We start from the raw sequence: 19095 nt of genomic DNA on the forward strand, positions 1-19095 counted from the left end.
GTCGAAAAAGTGAGTGACCCTTCTCACACAGAGGGATCGCGCCGTCGTAACGTAGGGCCCCACCGGCACGCGCGCGGTTGTGTGACGGCGCGAACCACAACGCGCGCGGCACCCAGCCAAACGTGAAAGCCCGGACCCCGCACCCATGAGGCGAGGGGGGTCCGCGGGAGGTGGAGAGTTCTCCGATGACCCAGACAACGGCCGGTCGGCCGACCAGTGAACCGGCGCAGAGGAAGCAGCGGGCCCAGATCAAGGCCCGCACGCTGCGCACGGACCGATGGTGGTTGGCCCCGGCTATCACCTTCGCGGCGCTCGCGTCGTTCCTTGTCTACGGACTGTGGGCGATCTTCGACAAGAGCTATTTCGTCGAACCCTACATCGCCCCGTTCTCGTCGCCCTGTCTCGCGACGTCCTGTCCCGAGGGGGCGCGGTTCCTCGGGCTCGCACCGTTCGGCGACTGGTGGACGCTGCCGCCCGGCATCCTGATCCTCGGCCTGCCGGCCGGGTTCCGGTTCACCTGCTACTACTACCGCAAGGGCTACTACCGCGCCTTCTGGCTCTCGCCGCCGGCCTGTTCCGTGGCCGAGCCGCACAAGAAGTACACCGGTGAGACCCGCCTGCCGCTGATCCTGCAGAACGTCCACCGCTACTTCTTCTATGGCGCCATCCTCATCGCCGCGGTGCTGACCTGGGACGCAGTTCTCGCGCTGCGCGACGCGCACGGCAACTGGGGTCACTTCGGCCTCGGCACCGCCATCCTGTGGATCAACGTGGTGCTGATCTGGGCGTACACGTTGAGCTGCCACTCCTGCCGCCACATCACGGCAGGACGGCTCAACCACTTCTCCAAGCACCCCGTGCGCTACAAGGCGTGGACCTTCGTCTCGAAGCTCAACTCCAGGCACATGCTCCTGGCCTGGCTGTCCATGTACTCCGTCATGCTGGCGGACCTCTACGTGCGGCTCGTCGCCAAGGGCATCATCAACTTCCCGTTCGCTTAAGGATCACTAGTGGAAATCGAGCGTCACGAATACGACGTCGTCGTCATCGGAGCGGGCGGCGCCGGACTCCGGGCGGCAATCGAGGCCCGGCAGCAGGGGAAGCGCACCGCCATCGTCTGCAAGTCCCTGTTCGGCAAGGCCCATACGGTCATGGCCGAGGGCGGGGCCGCCGCGGCCATGGGCAACGTCAATCCCGACGACAACTGGATGGTGCACTTCCGTGACACCATGCGCGGCGGGAAGTTCCTCAACAACTGGCGGATGGCCGAGCTGCACGCCAAGGAGGCCCCCGACCGCGTCTGGGAGCTGGAGGCCTGGGGCGCGCTGTTCGACCGCACCAAGGACGGCAAGATCAGCCAGCGCAACTTCGGCGGCCACGAGTACCCCCGGCTCGCCCACGTCGGCGACCGTACGGGCCTGGAGCTGATCCGCACCCTCCAGCAGAGGGTCGTCGCCCTCCAGCAGGAGGACGAGAAGCTGCACGGCGACCCCGAGGCGTACATCAAGGTCTTCGCCGAGTGCACGATCACCCAGCTGCTCAAGGAGGGTCCCACCGAGGACGCCGCCATCAGCGGGGCCTTCGGCTACTGGCGCGAGACCGGCCGTCTCATCTGCTTCGACGCGCCCGCGATCGTCCTCGCCACCGGCGGCATCGGCAAGTCCTACACCGTGACCTCCAACTCCTGGGAGTACACCGGTGACGGGCACGCGCTCGCGCTGCTCGCCGGGGCGAAGCTGATCAACATGGAGTTCATCCAGTTCCACCCGACGGGCATGGTCTGGCCGCCGTCCGTGCGCGGCATCCTGGTCACCGAGTCCGTACGCGGTGACGGCGGGGTGCTGCGCAACTCCGAGGGCAAGCGGTTCATGTTCGACTACATCCCCGAGGTGTTCAAGGACAAGTACGCCACCACCGAGGAGGAGGGCGACCGCTGGTACAACGACCAGGCCAACAACCGCCGCCCTCCGGAGCTGCTGCCGCGTGACGAGGTCGCCCGGGCGATCAACTCCGAGGTGAAGGCTGGCCGCAACTCCCCGCACGGCGGCGTGTTCCTGGACGTGTCGAGCCGGCTTCCCGCCGCCGAGATCGTCAAGCGGCTGCCCTCGATGCACCACCAGTTCAAGGAGCTGGCCGACGTCGACATCACGGCCGAGCCCATGGAGGTCGGTCCGACCTGCCACTACATCATGGGCGGCGTGGAGGTGGACGCCGACACCGCCGCCTCGTCGGTGCCGGGCCTGTTCGCGGCCGGTGAGGTCTCAGGCGGCATGCACGGCTCCAACCGCCTCGGCGGCAACTCACTCTCCGACCTGCTGGTGTTCGGCCGCCGCGCGGGCGCGGGGGCCGCCGAGTACGTCGACGGGCTCGCCGTCCGGCCGGTCACGGCCGAGGAGACGCTGAAGAGCGCCGAGATCGAGGCCATGGCCCCCCTCTCGCGGACGGGCGGGGAGAACCCGTACGAGGTCCACCACGAGCTCCAGCGCACGATGAACGAGCTCGTCGGGATCATCCGCAAGGCCGAGGAGGTCAAGGAGGCCCTGGAGGTCGTCGAGAAGCTCAAGGAGCGGGCCTCCAACGCCGGGGCGCCCGGCGGGCGCATCTACAACCCTGGATGGCACCTCGCCATCGACCTGCGCAACATGCTGCTGGTCTCCGAGTGCGTCGCCCGCGCGGCGCTGATCCGCGAGGAGAGCCGCGGCGGGCACACCCGCGACGACTTCCCCGGCATGTCGGCGGAGTGGCGGCGCAAGCTGCTGCGGTGCGGGCTCACCCCGGACGGCGAGGTCACGATCGAGGAGAAGCACCAGCCTTCCATGCGGGAGGACCTGATCACGTTGTTCGACCGGGCGGAGCTCAGCAAGTACGTCACAGCCGACGAGCTGGCGGACTTCGACGCGCTCGTTAAGGAGTCCTGATGGGTTACAAGGCCAAGTTCCGCATCTGGCGCGGCGAAGGCGGCGAGGGCAAGCTTGAGGACTTCGTCGTCGAGGTGAACGAGGGCGAGGTCGTCCTCGACGCCATCCACAGGCTGCAGGCCACGCAGACCCCCGACCTCGCGGTCCGGTGGAACTGCAAGGCCGGCAAGTGCGGCTCCTGTTCGATGGAGATCAACGGCAAGCCCCGGCTCGGCTGCATGACGCGCATGTCGACGTTCGAGGAAGACGAGACGATCACCGTCACCCCGATGCGCACGTTCCCCGTCATCAAGGACCTCGTCACGGACGTGTCGTTCAACTACCAGAAGGCCAGGGAGATCCCGTCCTTCACCCCGCCGGACAACGTCAAGCCCGGCGAGTACCGCATGCAGCAGATCGACGTCGAGCGGTCCCAGGAGTTCCGCAAGTGCATCGAGTGCTTCATGTGTAACAACGTCTGCCACGTGATCCGCGACCACGAGGAGAACAAGGCGGCCTTCGCCGGCCCGCGCTTCCTCATGCGCATCGCCGAGCTGGACATGCACCCGTACGACGTGGCCGACCGCAAGGACTCCGCGCAGGAGGAGCACGGTCTCGGCTACTGCAACATCACCAAGTGCTGCACCGAGGTCTGCCCCGAGCACATCAAGATCACTGACAACGCGCTGATCCCGATGAAGGAGCGCGTGGTCGACCGGAAGTACGACCCGCTGGTCTGGCTCGGCAACAAGATCTTCAAGCGCTCGGGCTCGTCGAGCTCATCGGGCTCCAAGACCGGCTAGACCCCGGACGTGGTGACGGGCCGCTGACCGCGAACACGACGGTCGGCGGCCCGTATGCGTTGAGGGCCGCCCGGCGGACGATCACGGTCTCCGCAGGCGGAAGCGGACGTGAGCGGCCGTACGGCGGCCATGCGTGCGGGAGAGCACCCGAGTCGGCCGCCCTGCGTGCCGGAGAGCACCCGAGCGGCCGTACGGCGGCCTCGTGCGCGGCCGTACGGCGTCTCAGGAGGAGCCGCGGCGGAAGCGGCCCAGGAGGCCCCGGCCGGGCTTGCCGCCCGGCAGAGGGGCCTGCAGCGTCGCCTGCTCCCCGCCCGCCGGAGGCGGGTTCACCCCGGCCGGCGGCTCGACGGGAAGCGGCTGGCCGGGAAGTGGCTCGCCGAGAAGCGGCTGGTCGCTGGATGCCTGGAAGGTCGCGGGAGAGTCGCCGAGGTACTCGACGTCCTCCCTGCGGGGCCACGGCTCGGAGGGTCCCGCCGCGAGCGGGAGCGGCCCGCTCAGGCCCTGCTCGTACGCGACGCCGTACCCCTGCGGGTCCTGCGGGCCGCCGGGGAAGCCCTGCACCGGCACGAAGCTGATGATGGGCGCGTACGTCGTGCCCCCGTGGTAGATCGGGTAGCCCGGCATGGCATAGGGGCCGGGGACGTCGTCGCGGTGCCGGCCCGGCGAGCGGGGCCCGGCCCTGCGGACCGCCGCCGCGTGCGCCGTGCGCCGGATCCTGCCCTCGAAGATCAGCACGCCCAGCATCACGAGGACGGCCAGCAGCACCCCGGGGACGGCGAGCCTCCTGCTCAGCTCCATCTGGTTGTACTCGGGGGACGCGTTGCGGATCTCGATGGGCACCGAGTCGGGCGTCGGCTCCTCGAAGGAGGGGCTCGGCTCGGAGGTCTCCGACGGCGTGGGCGTCGGGGTGACCAGCGCGAGCGAGACCTGGGGCTCGGGCGCCACGTCCACCGGAGGCTGGCTCGTGGGCACGAGCGGCTCGCTGGACGGGATCACCGGCGCGCTGGTCGGCGGGGGCTCCACCGACGTCGGCGGCGGCTCGATGGGGGAGGTCTTCGTCGCCGTCGGCTTGGGCGTCTTCGTCGCCTTGGCGGGCGGCTTCGGGTTCACCGTCTTCGTATGGGTGACCGTCGGGTCGGGGCTCGTCGTGATGGTGACCGTGACCGTCGGCTCGGGCTGCGGCGACTGGTCGGCGCCCGGGTCATCGGTGATGGTCGGGTCCCTGGGCTCGATCTGCGTGGGGTCGACCATCGCGACCTGCGCGGCGTCCGCCCGGGAGGCCGTCAGCGGCGCCGTCGCGAGCAGGACGACGCCGGTGAGACCCATCGATGCCACCACCGCGGACACGGCCGTCACACGCACGCGTCCGCTCACCGCTGCCCTCCACCTTGCCACTCTTGCCGATCAAACTAGGGCACATCCTAGTTGGGCAAAAGTAACAGTAAAGGACGTTCAGCGACACTGATCCATCTAGTGCAGGAATTTCCGGGAAGCCCGCCTGCGCCGGAACTTCATCTGCAGCGCCAGCGCGCCGAGCAACAGGCCTACCGCGGCCACGGCCGCGGGCAACCCCCGCACCACTTCAAGGTCGTCCTGCTCCGTGCCTGCCACGAGGTTCGGGTTCCCGGGGCGCATCTCCTGAGGAAGCGGCGCCCCCATCGCCGGGGCCTGCGGCGGGACCGCCCCGGGCACCTGGCCGGGTGCCGCCTGCCCAGGGAAGGGCGCCTGCCCAGGGAAGGGCGCCTGGCCGGGGAAGGGCGCCTGGCCGGGGAAGGGCGCCTGGCCCGGGATCGGCTGCCCGGGGACGGGCTGCTGGCCGGGGACCGCGCCCGGAACGGGCGGCTGGATGCCGGGAGCCAGCACGGTGCCCGGCGCCGGACTGGGTGCCGGTACCGGTACCGGCGCGGGCGGCATGACGGCCGCCGGAGGCATCTGGATCGCGCCGCCCAGAGGCGCCACCGGCGGACCCTGGACGGGCGCGGGGACCGGCCCCTGAAGCGGCATCGGCGCCGGGAACGGGATCGCGGGGGGCGGCACCGCTGCCTTCGCGGGCTTGGCCGGGGCGCCGGGCGCCGGGTGCGGGATCGCGGGCGACGCCTTGAGCCTGCCCGCCGGAAGCCGGGACGCTCCGGGGACCGCCTGCGCGGAGTCCGGGCGCGACTTCGGGGTGGCGCCCTGGTCATGGGCGCCGACGGGCACGGAAGCCGGGCCGGTCAGGTCGATGACCCGCTCCGCCGGTCGAGGGGCGCTGTCGAGCGGGCCCTCGGGGGACGTCGCGGCGTCCGCGGGCTGGGCGGCACCCTCGGGGCCGGTCGGGCCCGCCGGAAGGGTCAGGTCCTTGACGTTGGCGGCGTCCCTGGGGCCGTCGGTGTCCTTCACCAGCGTCTCGGGCGGGGCGACGTCACCGATCTTCGGAAGAGGGCCGCCGATGCCGAGCGGCACGGGGTACTCCCCGATCTGCGGCCTCGGGGCCTCGCCCTTCACGATGTCCCCCTGCGAGACGTCCCCCCTGGGGGCGCTCTCCTTGGGGTCGTTGCCCTTGGACGCGTTGCCCTTGGGGCCGTTGCCCTTGGGAGCGTTCTCCTTGGGCTCGTTGCCCTTGGGCTCGTTGCCCTTGGGCTCGTTGCCCTTGGGCTCGTTGCCCTTGGGCTCGTTGCCCTTGGGGTCGTTGCCCTTGGGGGCGCTCTCCTTGGGGTCGTTGCCCTTGGGGTCGTTGCCCTTGGGCTCGTTGTCCTTCGGGTCGTTGTCCTTGGGGGCGGTCTCTTTCGAGGCGTCCGAGGGCCCGGACGGTCCCGCCAGGGTGATGCCCGGCGACTCCGGCGCGGCGACTCCCCCGCCCGCGGCCGGGCCCGCGCCGATGGCGGGCTCTCCCGGCTCGCCCTGCTGGATCGATCCGGGGCCGAGCCCCTGGATCTCGCCTTCGTTCCGGGACTTGAAGTCGGGCGCGCCCGGATCCGGCTCGGGGCCCCGCGTGCCGGGCGGGCCGTCCAGCTTGATCTTGACGTCCGCCATCCGGCGGATCCACTGCACGCCGCCCGGGTCGCGCATCTGGGCGACGGCGGTGACGCCGACCTCGCCCGCCTGGCGCGGAACCCTCAGCGCGACGTCCACCGTCCTGGTGCCCGAGACGTCGCCGAACTCGCACGTCTCCGGGCGCGAGGCCGGCTTCACGGGCATGTCGGCGACGTCGTCGCAGCCGACCGAGGCCAGCGCATCCCTCGGAGTGGCCGCCACCGCCAGGCGCGCGCCCTCGGCCGGGCCGTCCAGCCTGACCCGGAAGTGCAGCAGGTCGCCCTCGCGGATCGGCTTGTCCTGCCGTCCCTGATCACGCACGGGCTCCAGGCGCACGCTGAGCTGGGCGCCATCGGCCGTATCCGGCGGCTCCACGGAGCCGAGCTCCGCCGCCGTCGCGGCGAGAGAGGTACCCCCGCCTCCCAGAGCCAGCGCTCCAACGCCGACTACGGACACCACATGGGCACGTCGCCACCAACCGGCCACTGCAGATCCCCGTCCCCCGATACGGTGCGCGACAAACTCGTCACGCTGTGTAGCTGTTATCTCACACCGTGCCGGGCCTCAACCCTCAGGGATCAGTTCTTGTACAGCCCGCACAATGGGCAGGTCAGCAGGTAGCCAAGGGATGTCGAAGAGCTCGTCAGGGCCGAGCCAGCGCAGCGCCAAGTGCTCGTGGGGGTGCGGAACGCCCGAGATGAGCCGTGCGAGCCAGACGCGCATCACGTACCCGGGACCGAGCGGCCAGTCGCCGCCGATGCGGTCCCCCACCTCGATCGCGACGCCGAGCTCCTCCTGACACTCCCGGATCAGCGCCGCGTGGTCGCTCTCACCCGGGTCGACCTTGCCGCCGGGGAACTCCCAGCCCCCGGCCATCTCCGGCGGCCCGGCACGCTGGGCGGCCAGGAGCCTGCCCCCCTCGACGATGGCCGCCGCGACAACAATCTTCTCCATGCGGGTAAAGACTAAGGAGTCTCTCCCCGGTCTCGCTCCTGGACGCATCGAGAACGCGGCAAGTGCGCGGAATGACCCGATCTAGGTGAGGCCCAGCCGCTTGAGTTGCCCGATGACCGCCGGGTTCTGGAGCGGGCGGGTGTAGCCGACGATGTTGGGCCGGTCGCGGTACGTCGTCATCTTGATCGGCCCGCACAGGGTGCACCGGGCCTCCACCATCTTGCCGGGCGAGACGACCATGCCCACGTGCCCGGGACTGCTGGAGGACGTGCCGGGCCCCGCGTTGAAGAAGACCAGGTCTCCCGGCTGCTCCGAGCCCTTGGCGACCGTCGCGCCGAACGGCCACTGGCCGAAGGTCGTGCGCGGGATCGACAGCCCGGCCGCGCGATAGGCCATGTAGATGATGCCCGAGCAGTCGAAGGCGTCCGGGCCCGTGCCTCCCCAGCGGTACGGCTTGCCGCGCTGGGCCAGGGCGTACGCGAGGATCTTGCGCACGATGTCGGTCGGCGCCGCCTCCACGATGGGCGCGTCGCAGGCCGGATCTGCCTCCGGGGGCAGCTCCAGCGTGCCGTCGGAGGCGTACCGCCTGGCGATCACCAGCACCTGCTCGACGTACCACATCGCGTGGTTGTAGACGAAGAGCGCCCGCTTGAGGTCGGCGGGGGCGCCGTTGCGCTTGAGCATCTTGGCCGCGCCGAGGATCGCGTCGGCCGGGTTGTAGACGTCGGCCCAGCCGTCGCCGTCGCCGTCCGACGCGTACCCACTGAACTTCGACGGGATCTTGATCTTGGCCTTGCCGCCCCACGTGCTGATCAGGAACTGCATGGGACCCGCGGCTCCGGCGTAGTTCGTACCGCTCTTGACCCCGGTCAGGCTGGAACGGCCGTGGTCGGTCTCGCGCTTGCCGACGGCGGCGAGCACGGTCCACTGGACCCCGGTCTTCTTGCCCCACTTCTTGTACAGCTCAAGGTAGTCAGGCGGGATGTCCGACTGAGCGGTGGTGGAGACGTTCGTCACCTTGGTGACCGTGTCCGTGCAGTCGCCGCCGGCCGTGCTGCCGCCGCCGAGGAACGAGGGGAACGTGCTCATCAGCATCGGCGCCATGATCAGAGTGACCAGCACGACCCCGGCCAGCCCGATGAGGAGCGCTATGCGCACGCGGGAGGTCACTGCGTGGTCCCGTCGCCGGTGTCCCCGTCCTGGCCCGCGTCGGCGCGCTGCATGTCGAACACCCGCCACTCGGTGCCGATCTGGGTGAGAGTGATCGCGTAGTCGGTGCTGCGCTCCTGCGACCCGCTCTTGGCGGTGATGTGCTGGCTGGCGGTGACCACGAACACGATCGAGCCATCGGAGATGTTCCTGATGGTCTTCAACCGCGCCGATCCCTGGGACACGACCTCATCGGCGCGGTTCTGGTCCACCGTGGCCGGCGTGGTGACGTCCCGGGCGAGGCTCGCGCCCATCTCGACCGTGGTGAACCCCTTCAGCCGCTCGGCGAAGGACGCGGGGTCCTCGTCGAACCGGTACGTCGCGTAGGAGACCGCGAACCGCTGGGCCACGTCGGCGGCCATGGCGATCTGCTCCTTGGGAACCGGGAGGAACCTGTAGATGTCGAACGCGCCGGGGCTCACCGCCGGAGCCGGGGACGTTCCCGTCTGCGGCGGCGCGGTGGGGGTCGAGACCGCCGCCGTCCTCGGAGGACCGCCGTCCTGCGACCCGCCCGAGGCGGGCCGCATGGACAGGTAGATGCCGACGGCCGCCAGTGCGACGACCACACCGGCGAAGACGAGCCCTCGCCGGTCGTTGACCTGCACCATCGTCAGTCCTTGTCGCGGTCGGCCGGTCGGAGCCAGAACGGCGACTGCTCGGCCTCACCGCGTCCGGAGTCGGAGCGCGGGGGCAGCCAGAGCGGCGGGGCCTCGCCGGACCCCGAGCGCCCGCCCCCGGAGGACGACCGGCCGCCTCCGGACAGCCAGCCGGACGACCCGCCCGACGAACTGCCCGAGGAGCCGTTCGACCGGCTGGACGAGCCGCCGAACAGGCTTCCCGACGAGCCGCCCGAAGAACGGCCCGACGACCTCCCGGAGGAACCCGAGGACCCGCTGGACGACCCGCCTGACGAACGCGCCGACGAGCCGCCGGAGGAACGTCCCGACGAACCGCCGCCGCCCGACACGCCCCGGGGCCCGCCGGCCGTGGAGCGCGGAGCCCTCGGCGCCGCCCCCTCGGAACGGCGGGAGCCACCCGAAGACCCCCCGGACGACCCGCCCGAGGAGCCGGACCGCGAGGCCCACCCGCCACCGGACCTGCCGCCGAACCAGCTACCCGACGACCCGCCGCCTCCCGCGCCCGTCCCGGCGGCGGTGCCTGTGCTGGTGCCGGTGCGGGTCGCGGGGCGTGGGCTCGGGGCGCCGGGTCCCGCGCCGCCGGGACGGCCGGAGCCGCCCATGCGGCCGGAGAGGTTGAGCGGCGGCGCGGCCCCGGGACGCGGGACCGCGGTGCCGCGCCCGGTCGCCTTGCGCCGGAGCCCCGCCTGCCCGTCGGCGTCCAGCGGGGCGGGCTGGGCGCCCACCGGCACGCGGGTGCCGGACTGCTGCGTGGCCCCTGGGGTGACCTCCTCGCCCCTGACCCGGCCCTGGGCCACCGAGGAGGCGGTCGCCGCCGCGGCGCCTCCGGCCGCCATGGCCGCCGCGTTGATGACCGGCTCGGCCTTGCGCAGGCCCCAGCGGCCCATGCGCGCCGCGGCCACCGGCGGCAGGGCGTTCGCGGCGCGGGACAGGGTCGGCGCGGAGGCCGCCTCGCCGAGCATCCGCGTGGCCAGCGTGTGCCCGTCCATGGACGAGAACAGGTGCTGGAAGGGCCGGCGGTAGAAGAACACCGCGATCGTCAGCAGCGCGATGAACATGATCTGCATGCCCCACGGAAGGTTCGTGGAGATGATCAAGGCGTAGCCGTACACGAGCACGCCGAGCACCAACGCGAGCACGGCCTGGCGGAGCAGCGTGCCGACCAGCATCTCGACCCAGCGCATGGCGATGATGCGCCCCGACCCGGGGTGGACGCCGATCAGCAGGAACACCGGCCCGAGGATCAGCAGCAGCAGGAAGCCGATCTTGAGCGCGATGAGCGACACCGCCACCAGGAAGATCAGCACACCCGTGACCATGGCCGCCATGAGGGCGCCGATCGCGATGCCGAGCCTGCTCGTCCAGTCTTTGCCCTGGAAGAGGAAGAACATCGGGGTGTTCTCCAGCGGCTTGGCGACCTCCTCCTCGAACCTCGCCTGATGGGAGCCCGAGCTGGGCTTCTGGCCCGAACGCTGCTCCTGGACGTCGGTCGCCTGGATGTCCAGCGTCTTGGCGCCGAACGTGCGGACGATCGCGGCGTTGGGGTCGGCGGTGCCGAACTCGCCCATCAGCCAGGGCTTGCAGACGAGCGTGGACCACAGCGCGTCGGCGTTCTGGGCGACGCCCGGGGTGCCGCTCTGGCCGTAGCCGCCCGGGCCCGCCTTGGCGTTCGTCTCGCCCTTGGCCGGCAGGCAGGACGCGCCGCCGGCCCCGGGCAGCCCGCTGAACGCCGAGTTGACGATCTCGCCGGTCTTGTCGGTCACCGTCTTACCGAGGCCGGTGAAGTCGCCCGGGCGGCTGAAGAACCACACGGCGACCGTGACGGCGAGGATCATCCAGATCACGCCCTCGGCCGTCGTGCTGGCACGCTTGCGGATCAGGCCGTACCACGCCAGCCACACGGCCCCGAGCAGGATGATCACTCGCAGGTACGGCCAGTACATGGCGTTGGCGAGGTTGGTGACGATGTCGTCGACCATGTCCTTGATCGACTGGAGCGGTCCCTCGGTGGCGGCCGCCTGGTAGGTCGTGATCGTCATCCGGTCGATGGCCTTGGCCCAGGAGAAGACCGTGTTGGCCCACGCGTTGCCGAGGACCGCCGCCACGTCGTTGCAGCCGAGGCCGTAGGTGTGCCAGAACTGCCCGGCCATGCCATAACGGTCGTAGTTGGTCAGCGGCTCCGCCACGTCCTTGCCGGACGTCGTGGTGCCGGTGGTCGCGGAGTACGCGTCCGGCGACGTCGTGTCGCCCAGGCCCGCCGTGCCCGTCGCGCCCGTACCCGGCGCCGGGTCGGGTGGCGGCGGCTTGACGAGCCCGTCGACGCCACCACCGACGATCTCGGGCGCGAGGTCCGGTGACAGGTCACACGGCCCGGCGGCGCCGGCCACGGTCGGGGAGAACGCGATCGGCACCACCAGGACGCTCGCGAGGATCGCGAGGACCACAACGACCTTGCGCCGCAACCGTCTCATGCGCTCGCTCCACTCGCGCGCCCCAGAGGCGCCCTCGGTCCACGGTGCCTTCCACGCTGCTCGTCATGCCGCCTGTCGCGGTGCTCGTGACGTCTCATGACCGCACCTCCTGCGCAGTCCCCGGCCTGCTAGCCCGCCCACGAGGATCATGCACGCTCTCGTCGGGTTTGTCGTGGGTCGGATTGGTGTCCAGCCAACGCAGCAGTTCCTCGGAGATGAGGTCCACCCCTATACGGCCCGCCCGGCCGTCCAGATCGCGGAAGATGCATTCACCGTTGCCCAGAGCCCGCAGCGCGGCCTTGTGCTCCTCGGACGGCTCCACGCCGAGCAACGCCATCACGTGGTCGACCTCGACGCGCTCGGTCGAGCGGAAGGCGAACACCGAGGACAGGCAGTTCGTGACCTGCTCGTTCAGCAGGTCACCGGCGTTCTGGGAGACCAGCACCAGCGCGGTGTTCCTGGAACGGCCCATGCGCGAGACCTCCGGCACGAGCTTGGCGCCCTCGGGCGTCGAGGTGATCGCCCAGGCCTCGTCCAGGAAGATCGCCTTGGGCGCGCGACGGTCGAGGCCGTTCATGAGCCGCCGGGCGAACTGCGACACCAGGTAGAGCAGCGCGACCGAGAGGCGCTGCTCGTAGGAGTAGTCGTCGCGCGCCGTGGCGACGTCGGGAAGGGTCAGCCCGCCGAGGGTGAACACCGTGGTCCAGCCCTCGGTGTCGATCTGCTCGCCGCCGGAGGGGTCGAAGCACAACCGCGCCAGGTGCATCTCGGCCATCGAGCGCAGCACCGCGCCGAGGTTCCTGGAGGCCGGGTCCTCAGCCTCCTCCAGGTGGTCGACGACCTTGCCGAGCGACGGATCGGGCGCGTTGGACACCGTGGACACGGCCTGGATCATCGCCGACTCGCGCTCCTCCGACATGCGCGGGAGCAGCAGCCGCAGGGTCTCGGTCGCCATGGTCTTCTTGGCCGCGATGTCGTCGCCGAAAGAGAACGGGTCGAGCAGGCCGGGGGCCGCCGAGCCCAGCGGGATGATGCGCGCCTTGCGCCCGCGGTTCTGCAGGAGCTGGACCAGCGACTCGGCGTCGCCCTTGGGGTCGATGACCGCGACGGTGACCCCGCGCAGCGACATCTGGTAGATGAGCAGCAGCGCGAGCGTGGTCTTGCCGCCACCGGGCTCGCCGGTGATGGCGATGGCGGTCGGCCGGTTGCGCGTCGCGGCCACCAGCGGGTCGAAGTGGACGATCGACCGCGCACGCCCGAGGGTCTCCCCGATGTACGGCCCGGCCCACCCGGCACCGCTCTCGTCGATGCGGTCGCCGAGGTCCACCGTGGCCGTGGCCATGCCGCCCGCGATCGTGCGCAGCGGCTGCCGCTGGGCGTAGGCGTTGACGCGCACGCGCTCGCCGGGCAGCGCCTCGCAGAACAGCGAGAACTGGTCGCCCGTGGAGTTGACGATGTCGATGCCCATGTCGCGGTAGTGCTCCACGACGGCCTCAACGCGCTGCACGCACATCTCCTCGGTCGGCGCGGCCACGATCAGCCGGTGCCAGCCGTACACGAAGGGCAGCCGCTCCTTCGTGATCCCGTGCTCCAGCATGCGAGCCGCGTCGATCTGCTCGGCCAGCGCGATGGGTGCCTCCGCACCGGCCTCACGGATGTGGATGTCCATGTCACGGGCGTGCGCGAGCTTGCGCGCGACGTCCTTGCTCGCCTTGACCGGGGGGATCAAGCGCATCCGCGAGCTGACTTCCACCGGAAACGGTAATTGGTCGATGAAGTGCAGCCACGGCTCCCCGTCGGGGAACGGCATCAGGTCGGGGAACCTGGCGAACGACAGGTGCGCGACGTAGGAGTCGCCCGCGGGCTGCTCGATGCGCAGGAGCGACCTGCCGTTGTGGATCTGGCCTTCGACCAGCGACTCGACCTCGCCCTTACCCCACCGCCTGGACGGGGTCGCCGACGACGGCGGGTCGCCGAGCGAGCCCGAGGCCGCGTGGCGGAACAGCCAGGCGATCTCGCCGGAGGAGGCGTGGCGGGCGTACAGGGCGCTGGAGCCGAGGGCCCGCCCGAGACGCTCGGCCTGGTCGGTCCACTTGCTGATCTCGTTGTCGGGGACGTGGTCGTCCTCCAGGCCCAGGGTCTTCTCGCTGCGCTGGTAGAAGCCGAAGATCTGGGCGAGCACCCCCGTGCCGAGTTGCGCGCCGCGCGGCCCGAGCCGCACCCCGAGGTAGACCTCCTTCGACCAGAAGTCCTTCGCCCAGACGTGGCGGTACATGTCCTCCAGGTAGTCGCGCCAGCCGTCCCCCTCGTCGGAGGTGGAGTTGAGCGCCATGGCCCAGTCGGCGGCGGGATAGGCCCGGTGGGCGACCCGCAGGTGCACCTCGGCGTCGGTCATGCGGATGGCGGCGAGGGCGATGGTGATGTTGGTGGCCAGGGCCTCCCGCTCCTCGGCGGTGACGAACTCATAGCTCACCGTCGGAAGCCGGAAATATGCCCATGCCGATGAGTCGGTGAGGAGGATCCGGTCGTCGAAATAGCGAACGGCCAGCCTGCTCCTCGACCGCGACGTTCTCGCCATCAGCCGGCCCGCCCCCCACGCTGGGCACGCTCCCTGGTCACTGGGCCACTTCCTCCTCGCTCGGGCGGCTCGCCGCCGCCAGCCCGCTTGCCACGACTCCCGCGAGGGCGACGTACGCCCTGCGGCCTCCGGCCCGGAGATGGGTCAGCTGGGCGTGGCCGGGCTGCCCGGGGGCCAGCTCGTCCTCCCAGGGGACGCGGACGATCGCACGGCAACGGCCGCGGGCCACGGCCTCCGCCTGCTCCACACCACCCATGCTCCGACGGCTCACGCCGTTGATCACCATGATCGCCCGCCGGCGCAGCTCGGTCGACCCGTGCCCGTCGAGCCAGTCGAAGGTCATGGCCACCGCGTCGGGGGCGTCCTCGCTGGCGGGGGCCACCAGGATCAGCTGGTCGGCGTACGGCAGCATGCGCGCCGCCACGGCCGCGGCGGGGTCCACCAGGATCAGCCGGTAGTGGCGGTCGAGCACCCGCATGGCCTGCGCCAGCCGCTGGTCGGAGAAGAGGCCCTGGTCGGCGAGCCGGCGGGCCGCCGCGGTGTCGGCGTCGGAGGCGACGACCTCCAGACCCGACTCGCACCGGGTGGTGTACGCCCGCATGCTGAGGTAGCCGCTCACGCCGTCCAGCCCTGACAGCAGGGAGGTCAGCGTCTCGGGCGAGTCCGCCGGGATGCGGCCGGTCAGCGTGTGGTCTCCGGTGTTCGCGTCGACGGCGATGACGCGGTCCTCGCGGTAACGGGCGAGGGTGTGGCCCAGCATCAGCGTGGTCGTGGTCTGCCCCGCGCCGCCGGTGCAGCCGAGCACGACGATGCGGCGGCTGCCGGTGAGCACCGTGCGCGCCCTCGCCTCGTCGGTCTCGATGCCGTCGTTGCGGTTCGGACCGCCGCCCCCGACGACCACCTGGGCGAGACGCCGCCAGCCTCCGGTCTGGTCACGGCCAACGACGGACTCGACGCGACGCACGCGCGGCTCGTCGCCCGTACGGGGGACCGGCACGGGCACGGACGGCGCGGCCGGATCGGCGGTCGTGCCGGGCCCCGGCACCGCCCGGATGGACACCGGCGGCGCCCCGTGCTCACCCGCCGCCGGCCGCACCGGACTCCTCGGCACCGCCGGCTTGGGCTTGGAGACGGGCTGGACAGGGCCCGTGGTCAGGGGCTTGGAGACGGACTGGACGGGGCCCGTGGTCAGGGGCTTGGGCGCGGTCTGGCCTGGGTCCGCAGGGACGGGCGTCTCCGGCGTGCGCGACGGGGACACCGGCCAGACCGTACGAGCCTCGGGCAACCGGGTGTACGCGGCCGGGCGCGGCGGCTGGCCCTTGCGGTGCTGCTCGCGCAGCTCCGTCTCCGCATCGGGGTCGCCCCCCACGGACGAGACACCCGCGATCCCCGCGTGGCCCTCCGTCGCGTGGCCTTCCGTCCCGTGGCCCTCCGTCGCGTGGCCCGCAGTGACCGCATGGCCCGAAGTCGCGTGGCCCGCCGTGGCCTCATGGCCGGCAGCCGCGTGGCCCCCAGCCTCCGGAGTGTCGGCCTCGGGCTCGGGGGTGGCGGATTCAAGCTGTGGCGTACGAAGCTCCGGCTCCGGGGTGGCGGCCTGAGGCTTGGGCGTCGCGGGCCCGCGACTCTCCGCGGACGCTGCGGGCCCGCGGCTCTCGGCGGACGCCGCAAGCCTGCGCAGGCGGCGCAGCGCCTCTGTGCCGATCGGAGCCGCAGGCTGCGTGGCTCTGTGGGTCTCCGCGGTCGCGGGCTCCTGAACCGGCGGACCGGCCTGCGTGGCGGACAGGCCCCCCTGGGTGGACCTCGACGCCGGGACGTCGGGGTCTTGCTCCGGCCCCGATGCCGGGAGCTCGGCGATGCGGCCGGCCTTGGGCCGCGGGATGTCGGTGACGCGGTCCGGGGTGGGCCTTGGGGGTTCGAGGGCCCGGGCGGGAGCGGGCACGGAGGCGTCGGGCGACGAGGACGTGCCGGGCGGGAGCCCGGGGGCCGAGTGGGTCGCCACGGCGCCCCAGGTGAGACGTGGCCGCTCGGTCAACCGCCGTGGAGCCTCGGCCCCGCGAGCGGGAGCCTCGGCGGCGCGGACCGGAGTCTCGGTCACACGGACCGGGGTCTCGGTCACACGGACCGGGGTCTCGGTCACACGGACCGGGGTCTCGGTCGCACGGACCGGGGTCTCGGTCGCACGGACCGGGGTCTCGGTCACGCGGAGGGGGGGCTTGGCCGTGGGCAGGGTGGTCACGGCCGCCGCGGCGGCGGCCACGGCGGGACGTACCTCGCCGGGGACGACCGCACCCCTGCGGGCGCCCGCCTTGACGGACGGGAGCTGCCGCGCGGGGCCCCAGGCCTCCAGCGGCCTGCGCCGGGGCGCAGTGTGCCTGGGCTTCGCCCTGGTGCCGCGCCGCGCCCGGGAGGCGGACTTCGCGGTGTCGGCGGACACGAGGAGCGCGGCCTGCGGAGCCGACCTCCACACCCGCGCGGTGAACGTGATCTCGTCGGGCTCGTCGACCGGCGCCAGGCGGCACCAGGCCTTCGGCTCGCCGAGGTAGCGGACCTGGGACTGGAGCAGCTCGTTGAGCCGCTTGCTCTCGATCACCGGCCGCGTCGACAGCCAGGTCACGATGCCCGGCGGCACTAGGTAGAGCACGTGCCACGGCGCGTCGAAGGGGATCCTGACGAGCATCAGAAGGATCGACCATGGGACCAGCACGCCCACGAACACACCGATCCAGACGATCGGAAGCGGCATCGGCAGCCGAAGGTCGTACAGCTTGTAGAGCCGCTTCTCAATCCGCCAGATATTGGTATAGGTAGGCAGGTCCACCCGATCCTCCTCTCCCTGTCACGGCCTTCCGGTGGCGCTCACTTGATGCCGAGCGCCCCCGCGATCGCCCTGGCCGTCACCTCGATGACGTTGGGCACATAGAAGATCACACCGATCGCGACCGCCAGAATGATGAACTGGACGAATCTGGTGATCTCCCGCGTGAAGAGGAAGAAGATCGCGACGACGGAGACCACGACAAGGAACAGGGGCGCGAAGAACTTCCGCAGGAAGTCCGCGAGGCCCGCGGTGTTCACCCCGCCGGACGGCGGCGCCGACGGCGTCACCAGCTCCAGCGAGTGCTCCACGATGGTTTTCAGAATCAACTTTCGTCCTCCTGCTCATGGTCGCGCTGGCCGGTCCTCGGACCGGTCCGGGTTGTCGCGCTCCCTTTGCCGCTCCCTCGCTCCCATCGCCGCCCGGCCTCACCCCGCGGACCGGGTCGCACCGCGAATGTTCTTGATGTACCAGTTGTCGCCCTGCTTCTCCACGAGGAGCCGGTACGCCTGCTCCAGCCCGGCCGCCTGCACGGACGGATCGGTGTTCGTGGCCGCGGGCGACGGGGTGGCGCCTGTGGGGAGGCCCCACACGACCACCGCGGTGATCTCCCGGCTGGTGCCGCCGGGGGGAGCGCTGACGCTCTTGAGCTCGGCCAGCGTGACGTTGCCGTCGAAGCCGTCGAGCGTCACGCCTTGGGCGACGTAACGCTGGAGCTGCGTGGCGTCACCCGCGGCGTAGGCCTTGAAGAAGCCTTCGAGCTGCGGTCGGAGCTCGCTCTCAGCGGTGTCGTCGTGCTCCACCTGCGGGAGCTGGGGCAGGCCGGCGGGACCTCCGGCCGGCAGCAGGGCGGGCTGGCCGGAGACCACGAACTTGCCGTCGGAGTAGTAAACCGGCACGGAAAGCTTCCAGCGCTGCGCACCGGATTGGGCGAAAACGGTCACAATGGCATTTTGCGCGTCAGTGACCTCGATGCCGGAGAACTGGTACGCACCCGCTGACATGCGGCCGAGCCCATTCCAGCCGAACTGGCGCTCGGCGCCTTCGGGAAGAAAAGGCTTCAGGCGCTCGGCCCTGTCGTCGGGCTTGGAACCGTCGAAACTCAAATAGGCCGCCGCGAACTGGCCGGCGAACGCCGCGGCGTCGGCCGTGGGGAACCCGGAGGTCGTGGGGCTCGCGGACGTGCCCGTGGGCTCACTGCCCTGGGCCATGCGCTCGATGGGCGCGCGGACACCGTTGACGACGATCACGATGATCACGGCCCACAGCACGGCCCTGCCCGTCCACACCAGCCAACGCCCGCCCCCACCGGACCATCCGCCGCGGCGGGGTGCGTTGCGTCCCCGAACCGGCATGTGCTCAGGGCCTTGATCGTAGGGCGACGGAGGGTACGCGGAATGCTCGGGTTCGCCAGAGGTCCGCAGACCTTGCTGGACGTTTGACCTGCGAGCCATCACGCCTCCGCTCGCGCCGATCCCCCCGGCTGACGCGCTGTTGTCTTACTGTCGATCCTGTTATCCATGGTGAAGTATTCACTTTAGCCGCCCCACCAATTGTTCCAGGAAAGCCACGCCCATGCTGCAGGCATCCACGTAGCAGACCAAGTCGGTCTTCCTCCGGTTTCAGGAACGCGTCCGCAGAGTTCACGCAGGACACAGGGCCCGTGTTCGCCGGTGAGCCACGAGTGACACCCGCATGAGAATCCGCATTACGGACAA

Annotated in this window: 13 protein-coding genes; 3 read left to right on the forward strand and 10 right to left on the reverse strand. The window is 71.2% G+C overall.

Annotation, left to right across the window (positions count from 1 at the left end; genetic code table 11):
* Positions 1-185: 185 nt before the first annotated feature.
* The 3 genes from ACOZ38_RS40885 to ACOZ38_RS40895 are packed head-to-tail and all read left to right on the forward strand — an operon-like array spanning position 186 to position 3700.
* Positions 186-1001, forward strand: a complete 816-nt coding sequence (locus tag ACOZ38_RS40885) for a hypothetical protein (protein ID WP_405141673.1) — start codon at positions 186-188, stop codon at positions 999-1001.
* A gap of 9 nt (positions 1002-1010) precedes the next feature.
* On the forward strand, positions 1011-2918 hold the full coding sequence (locus ACOZ38_RS40890; RefSeq protein WP_424536240.1) for a fumarate reductase/succinate dehydrogenase flavoprotein subunit: 1908 nt from the start codon (positions 1011-1013) through the stop codon (positions 2916-2918).
* Complete coding sequence (locus ACOZ38_RS40895; RefSeq protein ID WP_405141676.1) at positions 2918-3700, forward strand: succinate dehydrogenase/fumarate reductase iron-sulfur subunit; 783 nt, start codon at positions 2918-2920, stop codon at positions 3698-3700. The genes ACOZ38_RS40890 and ACOZ38_RS40895 overlap by 1 nt, the downstream gene beginning before the upstream one ends.
* Positions 3701-3922: 222 nt before the next feature.
* Here ACOZ38_RS40895 and ACOZ38_RS40900 read toward each other — a convergent pair whose 3' ends face one another.
* From ACOZ38_RS40900 to ACOZ38_RS40945, 10 genes are all read right to left on the reverse strand, one after another.
* Positions 3923-5074 carry a hypothetical protein gene (locus ACOZ38_RS40900; protein WP_424536241.1) on the reverse strand — a complete coding sequence of 384 codons (1152 nt, stop codon included), beginning with the start codon at positions 5072-5074 and terminating at the stop codon, positions 3923-3925.
* A 96-nt stretch (positions 5075-5170) separates the two neighbouring features.
* A complete protein-coding gene (locus ACOZ38_RS40905) occupies positions 5171-7087 on the reverse strand; it encodes a hypothetical protein (RefSeq protein WP_424536242.1) in 1917 nt (638 codons plus the stop codon).
* A gap of 189 nt (positions 7088-7276) precedes the next feature.
* Positions 7277-7666, reverse strand: a complete 390-nt coding sequence (locus tag ACOZ38_RS40910) for a (deoxy)nucleoside triphosphate pyrophosphohydrolase (RefSeq protein WP_424536243.1) — start codon at positions 7664-7666, stop codon at positions 7277-7279.
* An 81-nt stretch (positions 7667-7747) separates the two neighbouring features.
* Positions 7748-8836, reverse strand: a complete 1089-nt coding sequence (locus ACOZ38_RS40915; RefSeq protein ID WP_424536244.1) for an NlpC/P60 family protein — start codon at positions 8834-8836, stop codon at positions 7748-7750.
* The gene (locus ACOZ38_RS40920; protein WP_424536245.1) at positions 8833-9483 is read right to left on the reverse strand and encodes a hypothetical protein; all 651 of its coding nucleotides are present in this window, start codon (positions 9481-9483) and stop codon (positions 8833-8835) included. Before ACOZ38_RS40920 ends, ACOZ38_RS40915 begins: the two co-directional genes overlap by 4 nt.
* Before the next feature lie 2 nt (positions 9484-9485).
* Complete coding sequence (locus tag ACOZ38_RS40925; protein WP_405141687.1) at positions 9486-11984, reverse strand: hypothetical protein; 2499 nt, start codon at positions 11982-11984, stop codon at positions 9486-9488.
* 94 nt (positions 11985-12078) lie between these two features.
* Entirely contained in the window at positions 12079-14562 is a 2484-nt protein-coding gene (locus tag ACOZ38_RS40930; protein ID WP_424536246.1) for an ATP-binding protein, read from the reverse strand.
* A gap of 37 nt (positions 14563-14599) precedes the next feature.
* Complete coding sequence (locus ACOZ38_RS40935; RefSeq protein ID WP_424536247.1) at positions 14600-17380, reverse strand: TcpE family conjugal transfer membrane protein; 2781 nt, start codon at positions 17378-17380, stop codon at positions 14600-14602.
* Positions 17381-17418: 38 nt separating this feature from the next.
* Entirely contained in the window at positions 17419-17706 is a 288-nt protein-coding gene (locus ACOZ38_RS40940) for a hypothetical protein (protein ID WP_405141692.1), read from the reverse strand.
* Between the two features lie 99 nt (positions 17707-17805).
* Positions 17806-18666: a conjugal transfer protein gene (locus ACOZ38_RS40945; protein ID WP_424536248.1), complete on the reverse strand. Its 861-nt coding sequence runs from the start codon at positions 18664-18666 to the stop codon at positions 17806-17808.
* Between the last annotated feature and the right edge of the window lie 429 nt (positions 18667-19095).

The sequence above is a fragment of the Sphaerisporangium viridialbum genome, assembly GCF_049674955.1.
GTDB lineage: Bacteria > Actinomycetota > Actinomycetes > Streptosporangiales > Streptosporangiaceae > Sphaerisporangium > Sphaerisporangium viridialbum.

Coding starts and splice junctions, on each gene's coding strand:
- ACOZ38_RS40920 (WP_424536245.1), bottom strand. CDS start 9,483: ATGGTGCAGGTCAACGACCGGCGAGGGCTCGTCTTCGCCGGTGTGGTC.
- ACOZ38_RS40930 (WP_424536246.1), bottom strand. CDS start 14,562: ATGGCGAGAACGTCGCGGTCGAGGAGCAGGCTGGCCGTTCGCTATTTC.
- ACOZ38_RS40895 (WP_405141676.1), top strand. CDS start 2,918: ATGGGTTACAAGGCCAAGTTCCGCATCTGGCGCGGCGAAGGCGGCGAG.
- ACOZ38_RS40910 (WP_424536243.1), bottom strand. CDS start 7,666: ATGGAGAAGATTGTTGTCGCGGCGGCCATCGTCGAGGGGGGCAGGCTC.
- ACOZ38_RS40925 (WP_405141687.1), bottom strand. CDS start 11,984: ATGAGACGGTTGCGGCGCAAGGTCGTTGTGGTCCTCGCGATCCTCGCG.
- ACOZ38_RS40885 (WP_405141673.1), top strand. CDS start 186: ATGACCCAGACAACGGCCGGTCGGCCGACCAGTGAACCGGCGCAGAGG.